Genomic DNA, 13,850 nt, shown 5'->3' on the forward strand with positions numbered 1-13,850 from the left:
TGGGATAGCTGGAGTGACTGGCGCAAACTCCCTTCAACGGCTGGACTGGCGCAACCTCAACACCCTCTGGGGATCCATTTTGGCCGAGACCTTGAGCCGGCTGGGCTGTCGGGTGGCCGTGGTCTGTCCAGGATCCCGTTCTGCCCCCCTCACCTATGCTCTGGCGCAGCACCCTGAGATCGAGGCCATTCCGGTGCTGGATGAGCGGTCGGCGGCCTTCTTTGCCCTTGGCTTGGCCCAGCAGCTGCGGCAGCCCATCCCGCTAGTGTGTACCTCTGGCAGCGCCGGCGCCCATTTTTTCCCCGCTCTCATCGAGGCGGCAGAAAGTGGTTGGCCCCTTTTGGTGTTGACGGCGGATCGGCCGCCGGAGCTGCGCCACTGCCGCGCCGGTCAGACCATTGACCAGGTGAAGCTCTACGGCCACTACCCCAACTGGCAGGCGGAGCTGGCCCTGCCCAGCGCCGACCTGGAAGCTCTGGCCTACCTGCGCCAAATGATCATCCACGCCTGGGAGCGTGCTCTCTACCCTTTCCCGGGTCCGGTGCATCTCAACGTGCCTTTGCGGGATCCCCTAGCTCCCGTTGCCGATGGCAGCACGGCGCCGCTGGTTCATTTGCAGGAAGATCCGGAGTTTGAGAAGACCTTTTTCCGCGGGGTTATCTCCCCATCTGGCCTGGTCACCCCGGCTGGCGGTTCTGCATTCGCGTCAACAGCTTCCTTTTGGCGGGAGTGGTGTGGCTGTGAGCGGGGGGTGATCTTGGCAGGGCCGGCCCAACCGGCAGACCCCCAGCGTTATGCAGAGGCGGTGGCCCGCTTGGCGCTGGCCCTGGGCTGGCCGGTGTTGGCGGAGGGACTCTCCCCTTTGCGCAACTACGCTTCCCTCAACCCCTACCTCATCACCACCTACGATTTTCTCCTCCAGGGAGAGCAACCTCCTCTTTGGCCAGAGCAAGTGATCCAACTGGGATCCTTGCCCACCAGCAAGGCGCTGCGGCAAACCCTAGCCCAAGCCCGACCCCGCACCTGGCTGCTCGATCCCCGGGCCCAGAACGCCGATCCCCTCCACAACCCCACCACCCACTTGCCCTTTGTCGTGGAGGAGGTGGCGGCAGGGATCCCGGCAGGCAAGGCCAAAGCAACCGCTTTTCTACAAACCTGGCTGCGGGCGGAAGCCAAAGCTCGGGCTGAGCTGGATCGGCTGCTGGCTGACCTGCCGGAGTGGTTTGAGGGCAAGCTTGCCTGGTGGCTGGCCCACCACCTGCCGCCGGAGACGCCGCTATTTATTGCCAACAGCACGCCGGTGCGGGATGTGGAGTGGTTTTGGCCACCCAACGACCGCCGCATCCGGCCTTACTTTAACCGCGGCACCAACGGCATCGACGGCATCCTCTCGACCGCCTTTGGGGTGGCCCATCGCCAGCGCCCGACGGTGTTGCTGACCGGGGATCTGGCCTTTTTGCATGACTGCGGTGGCCTGCGTCTTGCCCAATGCCTTCAGGGATCCCTGACCATTCTTCTCATCAACAACCAGGGGGGCGGCATCTTCGAGCTGCTGCCCATTGCCGAGGCGGGCCCACCCTTTGAGCCCTACTTTGCGACTCCCCAGGCGGTGGATTTTGCCCTCCTCTGCCAGGCCCATGGCATCCCCCAGCAGCGGATAGAGACCTGGGAAGAGCTGGCCCAGGCTTTGGATCCCTTGCCCGCCCAAGGGGTGCGGGTGTTGGAGATCCTTACGGATCGGCGGGCGGACGCGCGGCGACGGCAGGAGTGGTTCCGGCGCTGGTCTGAGCTGCCATCCACGCCGTAACCCGCTTCCAGATCTGTTCGGGCAGATCCTCGGCCTCGCAGTCCAGCCACTGGATCCCTGGCATGGCCCGAAACCAGGTCATCTGCCGCTTGGCAAACTGGCGGGTGCGCCGCACAATCAGAGGCTGCAGCTCGGCTGCCGGGATCCGCCCTTCCAGGTAAGCGCCGATCTCCGCATAGCCCAAGGTCTGCAAGAGGGGCAGGTCTGGGCCGTAGCGCTGCCGCAGCGTTTTTACCTCCTCAATCCAGCCTGCCGCCAGCATTTCTACTGTGCGCCGGGCAATGCGTTGTTCCAGACGGGGCATTGGGCAGTGCAACCCCAAGAGCAAAATGGGGTAGTCAGGAGGATGGGCCTGCCGCAGGTAGGAAGCCGGCTTCCCAGTGGTGTAGATGATCTCCAAAGCCCGCAGGGTGCGCACTTCATCATGAGGGTGAATCTGCCCCGCTGCCACAGGATCCAACTGCTGCAGCCAGGCGTAGCGGATCTCGGGCGGCCACGTCTCCAGTTGAGCGCGCAACTGAGGCTGGGGGGGAACTGCCGGGATCCCTAAGCCTGCCGTGATCGACTGAATGTAGAGCCCTGTGCCCCCCACCAGAATAGGAGTCTGTCCCTGCCGATGGGCTGCGGCAATGCGCGCCTGGGCCGCCTGCTGAAACTCGGCCACTGTATAGGTGTGGCGGGGATCCACAAAGTCAATCAACTCGTGGGGCCAGAGGGCCCGCTCGGCGGGAGTGGGCTTGGCAGTGCCGATGTCGAACTCCCGGTACACCTGACGAGAGTCGGCGTTCAACAGGGGGGATCCCAGCCGCTGGGCCAACAGCAGCGCCTGGCGCGACTTGCCGGTGGCCGTGGGGCCAGCGATGACGACAAGCCCCGGCCTTGCAGTCGAGGAGGGGGAGGGAGGTTCTCGACAGTCGCGCCCATTTGGAGACCGGTTTTGATCCATCCGCCGGCAAGAAAGTTCACCCAGGGCAGCAGATTAAAATTTTCAAAGAACCTTAGCGCTGTGGCTAGAATAGAACATCCATAGTCTCTATCGTCTTCCCAGCTCTTCGAATTTCCCCGTGATCTCATCTTATGTCCCTGCTTCCGTTGCCATGTGGGGCGGGGCACGGCCTCGGTTTAAACTGCCCCTTGTCAAACTGCTTTTCCTGTTGCTGCGGGCCTCGGCACGGCTAGGTCTGGCCGGCCTTGGCAGAGCCCTCGGAGCAGGAATCCTGGCGGCGTTGCTGGCGTGGGAACCGCGCCCTGCCTTGGCAGAGGTTTTGGTGCTCAAGCAGGGAGAAGTGCGAACTTTGCCCCTATTGCAAACAAGTGCCCGGCTGCCCCTGCAGATGGAAATGCTCTATTTGGGCATGGTGGAGGAGCGCTTCTTGAGCTACGCCCGCGCCAACAATTGGGAGACTATTTCCAGCGACCGGGAGGATCCCCGCTGGAGCCGCTGGCAACTGCGCCCGGGCGGTGAGGCCCTTTACCTGCCGGATGCCCCTTCGTCGCGGGATCCCTTAGAGCCCCCCCTCTATGCCCGTGGGTTTTATGTGGAGGCCTACTTCATGGGCGGGCGGCTGGCGGGGATGCACCTAATTGACAATCCAGAAGAGCCGGGCTTCAATTTAAGGCAACTGCAAAGGCTTGTTCGCGCCTGGTTCCCCGATAATCGCCTGATGGTGTACTACCAGGTGCTGCCGGAGGATCCGGACCAGCAGGTGCTGGGCGCCTACTGGGGCACTGTCCCTCCCCCTTACCTTGCCACCATTCAGCGCAACAGCCGCCTGCCCTTCTGCCAGACCTTTTTCAGCCCCACTTCGCCCCAGCCCATCACGCCTCCTTCCACACCTCCCTATTGCCTAGTCCAGGCCGCCGGTGAGGACGGTACCGTGCCTTTGGCTGCCCAGAAGAAGACCAACGCTCTGCGCTAGAATTTCGAGCCCATCCTCCCACCAGAAGGGATCCCTGCCGCTGAGCCGTGGCCCTTCCCAATGGGCTGAGGGTGAGGAGCGCCAGGCCTTCTCCCCTCTCTTTTGCGCCTTGGCCTGAGAGGAGTCCAAGGGCAGGGTTTTCCCAGATCAGCTCAAATCAAACCGTTACCAGCTCGGGGCGGCGGCTGTGGCGAATGGCACGAATGGCTTCCCCGTAGTCCTTGGCCTTGAACACGGCTGAGCCAGCCACGATGGCGTTGGCCCCCGCCTCGATCACCTGCCAGGCGTTGCTGGCCTTGATGCCGCCATCTACTTCAATCCAGGGATCCAAGCCGCGCTCGTCGCACAGGGCTCGCAACTGGCGAATCTTGGGCACCACCGCCGGGATGAAGCTCTGCCCGCCAAAGCCAGGGTTGACACTCATGATCAACACCAGATCCACCAGATCCAGCACGTACTGGATCAGCTCCAGGGGGCTGGCGGGGTTGAGCACCACGCCTGCTTGCTTGCCCAGATCCTTGATTTGTCCGAGGGTGCGGTGCAGGTGAATGGTGGAGCTGGACTCGGCGTGAACGGAGATGATATCGGCCCCCGCCTTGGCAAAGTCGGCCACATACTTTTCCGGCTCCACAATCATCAGGTGGACATCCAGAGGCTTGGCCGTAACCGGGCGCAGGGCTTCTACCACCAGCGGGCCGATGGTGATGTTGGGCACAAAGCGGCCATCCATCACATCCACGTGGATCCAGTCGGCCCCTGCCTCGTCCACCGCCCGCACTTCTTCCCCCAAGCGGCTAAAATCGGCTGAAAGGATGGAGGGGGCGACGACGATCGGCTTTTGCCCAGAAGCTGCTGACGGCTGAGTCATGGTGAGTATCCAAGTTGTAAACCGCAAAATAGGGGAGCTCGCTCCTCTATGGTACGGAGTTTGATCCCCTTTGCAAACTGCCTCTTGGCTCGGAGCCTAGGGTTGCAGGGGAGAGGTGGAGCCAGCACTGGCCTCGACCCACCGCCATCCCCGGAAAACTTAGGCCAGATGTCCCCAGAGATCCGGTGGCTGCGCGTTGCTCTGAGGCTCTGGAGCAGCCTGCTCTGAGGGAGCCGGGTTCACCTCTTCTTCCAGCCGCAGGGCCAGCTGCTGCAACTGCATATAGATGCTGTTGACAGCCAGCATGGCCAAGACGGTGCCGAAAAACTTGGTGCGGGATCCCATAGACCAACTCCTGGGTAAGAACCAAGATAGGACAAAGGTACGTTCCTCGCCGCTGCCCTAGCTCCAACTTAGCGCACAGGCGGAGCAGGCTCTTGGAGAAAATATGGTTTCCCTCGACAGATGCAAGCACTTTCCCGGAGCAATGTCATGACCGCCTCCCCAAAGCCCGCCTACCAGCACCTGCACACCGCCCTTTGGGTCAGCGATCTGGCCAGGGCCGAGCATTTCTACGGCACGGTGCTCGGGATCCCCAAGGCAGAACGGTTTCCCTTTGACTTTCCCGGCGCCTGGTACCAGGTGGGGTCTTCGCAGATTCACTTGATCGTCACTGAGGAGCCGCTTGACCAGGGGCAGCAAGCCAGTCGTGGCAGCAGGGCGAAGTGGGGGCGCCTTCCCCACGTGGCGCTGGGAGTGGAAGATCTGGAGGCGGTGAAAGCCCGCCTGCTGCAGGCAGGCTATGAGGTGCAGCCCAGCGCTTCCGGGCGGGCGGCTGTGTTTGTCCGCGATCCGGATGGGAATGTAATCGAGCTAAGCGCCATTGGCGCAACTGAGCCATGAACCCTCTCCCCCCAGCGATACCGCCTGTAACACCAGCGCGGCGTGGCGATAGGGATCCCCGCTGCCAGTTCGACCCGGCCACCGCCCTGGTCAGCGCGGCGCAGATGCAGCGCCTTGAGGAGGAGATCTTCGCTGCCGGCATGCCCGTGGCCGCCCTGATGGAAAAGGTAGGGCTGGCCGCTTTTGCCCAGTTGCAACAGGATTTTCCCCAGGCCCAGCGCATCGGCATCCTCTGCGGGACAGGGCACAATGGCGGCGACGGCTTGGTGGTCGGACGAGAGCTGCGGCTGGCGCAAAGGTCGGTGAAGGTGTGGCTGGGCAAGCCAGATCTCAAACCCCTGACCGCCGAGCACGCCCGCTACCTCAGGGCCCTGGGGGCGGAGTTTGTGGAGCGGGTGGAGGCGTTGGCCGACTGCGACCTGCTCATCGACGCCCTCTTTGGCATTGGCCTAAACCGGCCCCTGGGGGATCCCTGGGCGGAGGCGGTGGAGTGGGCCAACGGCAGCGGCATTCCCATCCTCAGCCTGGACCTGCCCTCCGGCCTCAACGACCAGACAGGCGAGATCTGGGGCTGCTGCATCCGCGCCAGCTACACCTATGCCCTGGGCCTCTGGAAGCGGGGCCTGTGGCAGGAGGCGGCTCTGCCTTGGGTGGGACGTCTGCGCCGCCTCGATTTCGGCATTCCCCCTTGGGCCTGGCCGGAGGTGGAAGTTCCCCAGGTGTTGCTGCACCCCTGGCCCCATTTCCCCCCCGATCCGCCTTTGGATACCCACAAATACCGCCAGGGATCCCTGTTGCTGGTGGCGGGATCGACAACCTATGCCGGGGCGGCGGTGTTGGCCGGGCTGGGATCCCGCGCCAGCGGCGTGGGCATGGTAACCCTGGCGGTGCCGGCAGAATTGAAAGGGCTCGTCCACAGCGCTTTGCCGGAAGTCTTGGTTCACGCCTGGGAAGGGATCCCCTCCCTGCTGGCCGAGAAACCCTTTCAGGCAGTGGCGGTGGGGCCGGGCGTGGGAGAAACCCGCCGTCTGCTGCTGGAGATCCTGCTGCAGGATTGGGCCGGGATCCCTTGGGTGATCGACGCCGATGGCCTCAACGCCTTGGCGGAAATAGGGGTGGAGCGCTTGCCAGAACACAGGATCCAAGCCATCCTCACCCCGCACCTGGGGGAGTTTCGCCGGCTTTTTCCGCACCTCCCGCTTTCAGATCGCATGGAGGCAGCCCAGAGAGCAGCAGCCCAGAGCGGGGCAGTAGTGGTCTTGAAGGGGGCGCGGACGGTCATCGCCTCTCCTACGGGGGAATGCTGGGTCAACCCGGAAAGCACACCGGCTTTGGCCCGCGGCGGCAGCGGCGATGTTCTGACCGGCCTGATCGGCGGCCTGGTGGCGCGCAGAAGGGCTCAACTGGGTCAGTCGATGGGGATCGCGGAGCTGCTCAGTTGCGCCTGTGCGGGGGTGTGGTGGCATGCTCAAGCAGCCATCCATTTGGCGGGGGAACGGGGTCTAACGGGCGTGGATCCGGCCCACCTGGCGGAGCACCTGCCGAAAGCGCTGCGGATTCTGCGGCAACAAAAGCCCACTTAAGGTTGCAAAAACCCCAGGGCCAGCCCCAGGAAAATGAACAGGCCAAAACCAATCCGATAGACAATGAACACCCAGGTGCTGCTGCGCTGCAAAAATCGAATTAGCCAGTCGATGGACCCGTAGGAGAAGACAAAGGCCGAGAGCGTCCCCAGCCCCTGCGACAGCAGCGCCTCTGCCCTGAACTCGGCGATAAACTCCGCCACCCCGGCCAAAAAGAGGGCCGGGATCCCCAGCAAAAAGGAGTAGCGGGCGGCAGCCGAGCGCTGCAAATCCAGCAACAGAGCCGCCGTCAGCGTCACACCAGAGCGGGATACCCCTGGGATCAGGGCCAAAGCCTGGGCCAGCCCCACACAGAGCCCATCCCCAATGCCCAGGCTGTGCAGATCGCGCCGGCGCTTCCCCACCCGTTCTGCCCAGCCCAAAGCCAGGGCCAAGCCGATGGCGGCGGCGGCAACCACCCACAACTGCCGGGGCGGGGATCCCCAGATGGCCTTGACGGCCCAGCCCGCTATGACAATCGGCAGCGTTCCCACCAGGATCCCCATGAGCAGCCGCCAAGACTCCTCCTGGAAATCTCGCTTCTGCCAAGCCTTCCAGGAGCCGAGGAGCAACTGGCGCAGGTCAGAAGCAAAGTAGATCAACACCGCTCCCAGGCTGCCCAATTGGATCACCGCCGCAAAGGAAGCCCCCGCATCCGGCCAGCCCAGCAAAGCTGGAAACACCCGCAGGTGCGCCGTGCTGCTGATGGGCAGAAATTCCGTGATCCCTTGCACCATGCCCAAGACCAGGGCCTGCCACCAGTTGGGATACCAGATATCGGCCAGCACCAAAGACCGTCTCTCTCGATAGACCAGGCTGCCGTCTGGAGGAGAGTTCCCCTTAGAACGTGAGCCGCTCGGGATCGTCGATGGTAATCAGCCAGTTGCCCACATTGCGGAAGAGGGGGTTGGGCTCTGTCCCCCGTACCCGCGCCTCTACCCGGTAGATGCCGGCAGCGGAAGGATTGCGCACATTGGAGAGCACCAAGCGGATCTCCTGGCCGGCGGCAATGGGCTGACGGGCCACCACCTCCAAAGAGCGAAACTCCTCGTTCCAGTACACTTCCGCCAGCTCCACCGGCTTGCCCTCCACCTCTAGGCGCACGTTCTCCGGGTCGATGACAGCATCGAAATTTCTATCCCCGTTGATCTGCACCTCTGCCACCGCCACGTTCTGAGGCGGGATCGTCAGGCGATAGCGATCCAACCGACCGCGAATGCCGCGAAAATCCAGCCGGTAGCTGAGGACAGGTACCCCTTCGCTGCCGGTGATCACCAGGCCCGACTGCGCCGCTGCCGAAGGGGACAGCACCCCTACCAACAAGCCTGCCAAAATCAGCCTCGTCCCCAGCCGGGCCAAGCGGAGGCTCCACGAACGCTTCACTGCTCTCAACACCCAAACCTCCCAAAAGACATCAGTGTAGGCACAACTTGCCGCTGACCTAGGGAGCAGCAAGGCCATGAGATTAAATTAAATTGCTATCCATTGTAAGGGGTGGGATCCCTTCTACCGAGAGCGCTCAAGGCCCACGCGGGTGCGGAGATGCGCAGTTTTCCCCGCCCCCAGAACCTTGCAGTCGCAACCCTGATGCTCTGCAACGTCCAGGAGCCTGGGGGATGGGCGTCGAAGGATATCACTTAAAGAAACTAAGTACCCCCACCCCGATCACCATCAGCACCCAGAGCAGGGATCCCACCAAAATCACATTCTTGGCCCGGCTCCAGTCGCTGGCCGAGCTGAAGAGCACCGGCACCGCCACCACCAACAGCAAGCTGTAAAGCACCAACACCAACAAAGCAATTTGGAAAATGAGCATCATGGTCTGGATCCCTCACAAAAGTCTTGTCTTGGATAAAAGCTCCCGACAACACCGGGCTGCCCAACCTGATCCGGCTCGCTGCGCACCGGCGGCAGGGTAGATAGGATAACGCTGTAAACTACCCGGCTCCGACCGCCCCCCCTTCCAGCCCCCCAACCCCCCGTATACGGGGGGCAGGGGGGCGGGGGGATTGAGGGGGGTACGGAGCGGGCTTTTGGTAGCCCTGCAGCTGGCAAGCCAACCACGAACCCCCCTCTTGTCCCCCCGCATGCGGGGGGATGTAGGTGGGCTGGTTTACAGCGACCCCCAAAAGTGCAATCACGTTGGCACCGTTCAAATCTGCATCCCCTTCCCAACCACAAGCCGGGTTCACACAGCGAAAATGCTTCCCTTCCCGTTGCCCAATCCACAGGCACTGGTGGCAGGTCTGCGAGCTGTAGGCCGGCGAAACCACCACAACCTTCACCCCTGCCCGCATCGCCTTGTAGTGCACAAACTGCCGCAACTGGTAGAACGCCCAACTGTTTGCCCGCCGCCGCTCCGTCTTGCTGCGCGGCTGCCGGTTGACCCGCTCCCGGATCCCGGTCAGGTCTTCCAAGGCAATAAAACGGTGAGTGGCCAGTGCACTAGCAACAATCGACTTGGAGATGCAGTGGTTCACCCAAGTTTGAAAGCGTCTCTCCCGACCAGACAGCCGTTGCAGCAGTTGCTGACACCGACGTCGTGTACTGCGTGTGCCCTTGCTGGCCTTGCGTTGGAGAACCCCTCTCAAACGGGAGTAGTGGTCTCTGACCTGGTTCAACTGCTGTCCATTCCAGTTATCTCCCTCAGAGGTGTGGGCAATATCTCTCCTACCCAAGTCCACACCAATGGCCTTGACGGCGTGCTCCGGCTCCGGCACCTCAGACTCCACGCCAATCTGGATGGAGTAGGAGCCGCCTTGGCGCTTGACCAACGTGGCTGCTTTGGGATTTGAACCCGCTAGCAGGCCGCGCTGGTAGTGACCTATATCCAGTTCAAAGCGTTCCCGTCCCTCAACGGTGGTCAGCGACACCGTCCAGTCCTTCTCACGGAACGAGAAGATGCGGGCATCGTAGGTAACAAAGCCAGACTTGAACGCCTTGACTGGACGGTTTTTCTGCTGGGCAACCTTGCGGGCACCGGCTAACCTTCTGCACACCTGTTGTGCCAGGTTGCTGGATAGTCCGAAGCGGGTACGAATCTCGCGGTAGCAGAGAGATTGGAGCTTGACGGCGTTGACTATCTTCTCTGGTGTGTTCTCATTCACGCAGTTCAGTGCCTTTGCGAAGGCATCCAGGGTCGCATCCAGCTTGGCGGCTTGCGACACAGACACCTTGAGTTTGCAGGAGATAGTCAGGACTTGGGCCATGTCACGATTATAGGTCGTCCGCATTCCTCCCGACCCTGACCGGCACAGCCCCCGGCCCCCCAGTCCCCCCGTATACGGGGGGATATAGGGGGGTACAGGGCGGGGCTCCTGCGGTTTCTAGCTGACTATACCAAAACTGGGATCCCTCTTTTGGCCATATCCGTCGGGGCAGCCATGGACGAATGAACTACCCAGATACGGACTGCATTCGGAAAGGGTTGAAGTCGGTTGCCACGTCAAAGTAGTCTTCCTGTTCTTGCTGCTTCAGCCAGCCGGTGATGACATAGGTCAGGGGCGTACAGACCGCCTCAACGGCACACTTGAACACGTAGTTGGAGACAATGAGGCTCATCAGACCGGGAAACACCCCCCAGAAGGCGATGAGAATAAACAGGCCCGTATCCACCGCCTGGCCCACCAGGGTGGAGCTGATGGTGCGTGTCCACAGCCAGCGTCCCCGCGTCCACACCTTCAGGCGGGCCAGCACATAGGCATTGGCAAAGCTGCCGCTCCAGTAGGCAATTAGGCTGGCCAGTACAATGCGCGGGGTAAGGCCGAGAATCTGTTTGTAGGCTTCCTGGTAGGGCCAGTCGGGGGCTGCCGGCAGGGATCCCACGATCATCAAGGTCGCCGACATCAGGGCCGCCGAGATAAATCCCAGCCAGATCACCCGCCGCGAGCGGGCATAGCCGTAGACCTCCGTGAGGATGTCGCCGAAAATGTAGCTGAGGGGAAAAAGGACGGTGCCGCCATCGAACGTAAACGGCCCCAAGAGCACGATCTTGGTGGAGGCGATGTTGGAGATCAGCAGCACAGCCACAAACAGGGCCGTCACCGCATCCAGGTGCCGATAGGCGCGCTCAAAAACCCTCTCAGACATCAGGATCCCCCCAACAGCTTGCGGATGTGCTTTAGCTCCTTGACGATCAAGGCCAAGCCCTGGCTGTGCCGTTCCACCTCGCTGGTGAGCTTACGGATCTGCTCTTCCAGGTTAGCGCTGTGGGATTCCTGACGCTCCAGGCGCTGGTTGAGATCAGAAAGCCGCGTCACCACTTCCCGCTGGATAAGGTTTTCCGTGCCTTGGATGAGCAGCGTCTCGATGGCGGTGAGCTTGTTCAAGAGCAACTGGGTGTTGGTTTCCGATCCCGGCTCTGCTGCCGCCGCAGGGGCTACTTGCAGGGCCTTTTGAATGCGAGCCAGAAGAGCCTCCGCCTCAAACGGCTTTTCAATAAAATCGAAATCGACAAAAGGCTCAGGGACGCGGGCTGTTACCTGCTCTTTCATCCCCGACATGATGATGACAGGGGTATTCTTCAGGCTCTCTTCCTGCCGGATGGCCTGCAATGTGTCATAGCCGTCCATCTTGGGCATGACAAAATCCAGCAAGATCAGGTCGGGGTGATGTTTTTTGGCAGCCTCCAGGCCCGCTAGGCCGTCTTTGGCCTCCAGCACCTGAAACTGGTCAGCCAAGATGCTGGCCACCATCTTGCGGATCATGATGCTATCGTCAATGACCAACACCGTCTTGGCTGTCATGCTCGGGCGCCCCCTTTTCCCAATCTACTCGACCTGCTCAGCCTCTTCCTCCAGCGCATGAAGCATCAGAGGCGTCCTTCCTGGGACACCAATAGAGTACTCTCCCTCTCAGGGAAGTGGAGTGTTTACAGCTCCAATTTCGCCGACTCTCCCAAGGCCCAGAACTTGCCGGTTTCGCATCGCTGCCTTGCTATAATCTAACGTAAACAAACATTAAGCATTCGCACCTTGCAGGGTTATGAGCTTACAGTTGAGCTCCGAGCTGTCGCTGCCGATCCCATCTCCAGTCGGAGAAGCTGCTTACCGCGCTTTTCAGTGGGGCAAAAATCTCTTTGGCTTTGCCCACAAGGCTCTCTCCACCCAGGCTTTGGAGCTGATGCTCTCTGTGCTCAGGGAGCTGCAAAGTTTTTCCTCTGGGAAGCCCCTACCGCCGCGGGAGCGGGTGAAGGTCAGCCCAGCTACTTTGCAAGAGTTGCGGGCTCGTTACGAACGGCTGCTACAGGTCGATTGGCAAGACGCCGAGGCAGGTTACTACCCTCACGCCCTTCTTTTCGATAACCCCTGGCTGGACTTTGCCCGCTACTACCCGCAGGTATGGCTGGATCTGCCGCAGATCACTCAGCGGGTACACAGCCGGCGCTACCAAGAGTTTTCTCCAGACATCTCCACCGAGGGCTATCCAAAATACTACCTGCAAAATTTTCATTACCAAACCAACGGTTACCTGAGCGACAGCTCGGCTGAGCTCTACGACCTGCAGGTGGAACTGCTGTTTGGTGGCGCGGCAGATGCGATGCGGCGACGGGTGATCCGCCTGCTCAAGGATGGTCTCGATCCTGCTCTATCCGACCCCCACATCCTCGACGTAGCTTGTGGCACCGGGCGCACGCTGCGCCTGCTGCGGGGATCCCTGCCCAAAGCGGCGTTGTACGGCCTGGATCTTTCCCCTGCCTATCTGCGCAAGGCCAACCGGCTGTTGCAGGAGTTGCCCGGGGAGCTGCCCCAGCTCATCCGCGCCAATGCCGAGGCCATGCCCTACGCCGACGCCACCTTTGATGCGGTTGTCAGCGTGTTTCTCTTCCACGAGCTGCCCGGCCCGGCCCGCCAAAATGTCATCAACGAGATGAGCCGGGTGGTGAAGCCGGGGGGCGCCATTGTCATCTGCGACTCGGTGCAACTGCTGGACTCGCCCGAGCTGGAGGAGACGATGGAAGCTTTTGTGCAAACCTTCCACGAACCCTACTACCGGGACTACATCCGCGACGACCTGGGGGTGCGCCTGCAGCAGGCAGGCTGTGAGGTGTTGCGCCGAGAAACCCACTACGTCAGCACTTATATCTTGGCCCGTAAGAGTTGAGCGCCCTTGCCAAAAGCTTAAGAGGGTAAGGAGATTCGCGGTCGCCTGGCCAAAGGCTGTATAGTAGTATCAGACACGAAACCTCGGATAAAAAGCTAGGTCATCAACGCCCTTAAGTGCAAGGCGTCAGAATCTTTTCTATACTTAGGCTCATGTCCCCTCCGTATGGATCCCTTCGTGCCGGCATCACTGCTCTCAAGCAGGAGCGCTACTTAGAGGCGATCAACCTCCTTGAGTCTTTCTGCTACTGCTGCTCGATTCACGAGAGCTCGCCCCGCCAGAAGGAGCGCAACGGTTCCAGGATAAACCCTGAGGAATGCGCTTTGGCGCGGGTAGCCCTGGTCATGGCCTATCAGGGCAGCGGCGACTTGGAGCGCTCGACCGCGCTCTGTCAGGAGCTGTTGGAGCAGGGGGAACCCTCCTCAACAACACCCCTCTGGGCGCAGGAATGGGCAGCTCAAGCTCTGCCCACCCTCAGGCAGGCTTCAGAGCAGTCTATGCCGCCTGAGGAGGTGATGGCGCGGCTGCCCGTCCCCCGGCAGTTGGAAGACTGTCAGACCCTGTGTAGCTCCCGCGATCCCGCCCCGCATTTACTCAAGTCTGCCAACTAATCCTGCCAGTAGGCTGAA

15 protein-coding genes are annotated in these 13,850 nt (G+C 61.6%); 6 read left to right on the forward strand and 9 right to left on the reverse strand.

The genetic code is table 11. The annotated features are described in order from the left end of the window. The first annotated feature begins 13 nt into the window (after window positions 1-13). Window positions 14-1,807 carry a 2-succinyl-5-enolpyruvyl-6-hydroxy-3-cyclohexene-1-carboxylic-acid synthase gene (gene menD, locus ACVW0R_RS09825; protein WP_457501998.1) on the forward strand — a complete coding sequence of 598 codons (1,794 nt, stop codon included), beginning with the start codon at window positions 14-16 and terminating at the stop codon, window positions 1,805-1,807. Here the strand turns inward: menD and miaA are convergent. Next, window positions 1,731-2,753 (reverse strand): tRNA (adenosine(37)-N6)-dimethylallyltransferase MiaA, encoded by a 1,023-nt coding sequence (gene miaA, locus ACVW0R_RS09830; protein ID WP_457501999.1) that lies wholly within the window; start codon window positions 2,751-2,753, stop codon window positions 1,731-1,733. The genes menD and miaA overlap by 77 nt on opposite strands. Window positions 2,754-2,871: 118 nt before the next feature. On the opposite strand from miaA, the gene ACVW0R_RS09835 reads away from it, so the two are divergent. Further along, window positions 2,872-3,726, forward strand: coding sequence for a hypothetical protein (locus tag ACVW0R_RS09835; RefSeq protein WP_457502000.1), 855 nt, complete (start codon window positions 2,872-2,874; stop codon window positions 3,724-3,726). A 157-nt stretch (window positions 3,727-3,883) separates the two neighbouring features. On the opposite strand, the gene rpe is transcribed toward ACVW0R_RS09835, so the two are convergent. Together rpe and ACVW0R_RS09845 are read right to left on the reverse strand one after the other, a co-directional pair. Further along, window positions 3,884-4,594, reverse strand: a complete 711-nt coding sequence (rpe, locus tag ACVW0R_RS09840; protein ID WP_011429006.1) for a ribulose-phosphate 3-epimerase — start codon at window positions 4,592-4,594, stop codon at window positions 3,884-3,886. A 159-nt stretch (window positions 4,595-4,753) separates the two neighbouring features. Further along, window positions 4,754-4,939 (reverse strand): hypothetical protein, encoded by a 186-nt coding sequence (locus ACVW0R_RS09845; RefSeq protein WP_011429007.1) that lies wholly within the window; start codon window positions 4,937-4,939, stop codon window positions 4,754-4,756. 147 nt (window positions 4,940-5,086) lie between these two features. On the opposite strand from ACVW0R_RS09845, the gene ACVW0R_RS09850 reads away from it, so the two are divergent. Together ACVW0R_RS09850 and ACVW0R_RS09855 are read left to right on the forward strand one after the other, a co-directional pair. Continuing rightward, window positions 5,087-5,497, forward strand: a complete 411-nt coding sequence (locus ACVW0R_RS09850) for a VOC family protein (RefSeq protein ID WP_011429008.1) — start codon at window positions 5,087-5,089, stop codon at window positions 5,495-5,497. Then, window positions 5,494-7,080 (forward strand): bifunctional ADP-dependent NAD(P)H-hydrate dehydratase/NAD(P)H-hydrate epimerase, encoded by a 1,587-nt coding sequence (locus ACVW0R_RS09855; RefSeq protein ID WP_011429009.1) that lies wholly within the window; start codon window positions 5,494-5,496, stop codon window positions 7,078-7,080. Before ACVW0R_RS09850 ends, ACVW0R_RS09855 begins: the two co-directional genes overlap by 4 nt. Here the strand turns inward: ACVW0R_RS09855 and ACVW0R_RS09860 are convergent. The 6 genes from ACVW0R_RS09860 to ACVW0R_RS09885 form a co-directional block, all read right to left on the reverse strand. Continuing rightward, a complete protein-coding gene (locus ACVW0R_RS09860) occupies window positions 7,077-7,907 on the reverse strand; it encodes an undecaprenyl-diphosphate phosphatase (protein ID WP_457502004.1) in 831 nt (276 codons plus the stop codon). The two genes, ACVW0R_RS09855 and ACVW0R_RS09860, sit on opposite strands and share 4 nt — an antisense overlap. A 52-nt stretch (window positions 7,908-7,959) precedes the next feature. Continuing rightward, window positions 7,960-8,502 carry a DUF2808 domain-containing protein gene (locus ACVW0R_RS09865; RefSeq protein WP_414390185.1) on the reverse strand — a complete coding sequence of 181 codons (543 nt, stop codon included), beginning with the start codon at window positions 8,500-8,502 and terminating at the stop codon, window positions 7,960-7,962. Window positions 8,503-8,752: 250 nt separating this feature from the next. Next, window positions 8,753-8,938 (reverse strand): photosystem II reaction center protein PsbZ, encoded by a 186-nt coding sequence (gene psbZ, locus ACVW0R_RS09870; protein ID WP_011429012.1) that lies wholly within the window; start codon window positions 8,936-8,938, stop codon window positions 8,753-8,755. Between the two features lie 118 nt (window positions 8,939-9,056). Next, the gene (locus tag ACVW0R_RS09875; RefSeq protein WP_457502005.1) at window positions 9,057-10,328 is read right to left on the reverse strand and encodes an RNA-guided endonuclease InsQ/TnpB family protein; all 1,272 of its coding nucleotides are present in this window, start codon (window positions 10,326-10,328) and stop codon (window positions 9,057-9,059) included. A 187-nt stretch (window positions 10,329-10,515) separates the two neighbouring features. Further along, the gene (locus ACVW0R_RS09880; protein ID WP_011429014.1) at window positions 10,516-11,208 is read right to left on the reverse strand and encodes a queuosine precursor transporter; all 693 of its coding nucleotides are present in this window, start codon (window positions 11,206-11,208) and stop codon (window positions 10,516-10,518) included. After that, window positions 11,208-11,864, reverse strand: a complete 657-nt coding sequence (locus ACVW0R_RS09885) for a response regulator (RefSeq protein WP_011429015.1) — start codon at window positions 11,862-11,864, stop codon at window positions 11,208-11,210. Before ACVW0R_RS09885 ends, ACVW0R_RS09880 begins: the two co-directional genes overlap by 1 nt. A 238-nt stretch (window positions 11,865-12,102) precedes the next feature. On the opposite strand from ACVW0R_RS09885, the gene ACVW0R_RS09890 reads away from it, so the two are divergent. Both ACVW0R_RS09890 and ACVW0R_RS09895 read left to right on the forward strand, forming a co-directional pair. Continuing rightward, a complete protein-coding gene (locus ACVW0R_RS09890) occupies window positions 12,103-13,221 on the forward strand; it encodes a class I SAM-dependent methyltransferase (protein ID WP_011429016.1) in 1,119 nt (372 codons plus the stop codon). Window positions 13,222-13,373: 152 nt separating this feature from the next. Further along, window positions 13,374-13,832, forward strand: a complete 459-nt coding sequence (locus tag ACVW0R_RS09895) for a hypothetical protein (RefSeq protein ID WP_049749696.1) — start codon at window positions 13,374-13,376, stop codon at window positions 13,830-13,832. The last annotated feature ends 18 nt before the right edge of the window (window positions 13,833-13,850 follow it).

The sequence above is a fragment of the Thermostichus sp. MS-CIW-15 genome (genome assembly GCF_054060575.1).

Coding starts and splice junctions, on each gene's coding strand:
- miaA (WP_457501999.1), bottom strand. CDS start 2,753: ATGGATCAAAACCGGTCTCCAAATGGGCGCGACTGTCGAGAACCTCCC.
- rpe (WP_011429006.1), bottom strand. CDS start 4,594: ATGACTCAGCCGTCAGCAGCTTCTGGGCAAAAGCCGATCGTCGTCGCC.
- ACVW0R_RS09845 (WP_011429007.1), bottom strand. CDS start 4,939: ATGGGATCCCGCACCAAGTTTTTCGGCACCGTCTTGGCCATGCTGGCT.
- ACVW0R_RS09850 (WP_011429008.1), top strand. CDS start 5,087: ATGACCGCCTCCCCAAAGCCCGCCTACCAGCACCTGCACACCGCCCTT.
- ACVW0R_RS09855 (WP_011429009.1), top strand. CDS start 5,494: ATGAACCCTCTCCCCCCAGCGATACCGCCTGTAACACCAGCGCGGCGT.
- psbZ (WP_011429012.1), bottom strand. CDS start 8,938: ATGATGCTCATTTTCCAAATTGCTTTGTTGGTGTTGGTGCTTTACAGC.
- ACVW0R_RS09875 (WP_457502005.1), bottom strand. CDS start 10,328: ATGGCCCAAGTCCTGACTATCTCCTGCAAACTCAAGGTGTCTGTGTCG.
- ACVW0R_RS09880 (WP_011429014.1), bottom strand. CDS start 11,208: ATGTCTGAGAGGGTTTTTGAGCGCGCCTATCGGCACCTGGATGCGGTG.
- ACVW0R_RS09885 (WP_011429015.1), bottom strand. CDS start 11,864: ATGACAGCCAAGACGGTGTTGGTCATTGACGATAGCATCATGATCCGC.
- ACVW0R_RS09890 (WP_011429016.1), top strand. CDS start 12,103: ATGAGCTTACAGTTGAGCTCCGAGCTGTCGCTGCCGATCCCATCTCCA.
- ACVW0R_RS09895 (WP_049749696.1), top strand. CDS start 13,374: ATGTCCCCTCCGTATGGATCCCTTCGTGCCGGCATCACTGCTCTCAAG.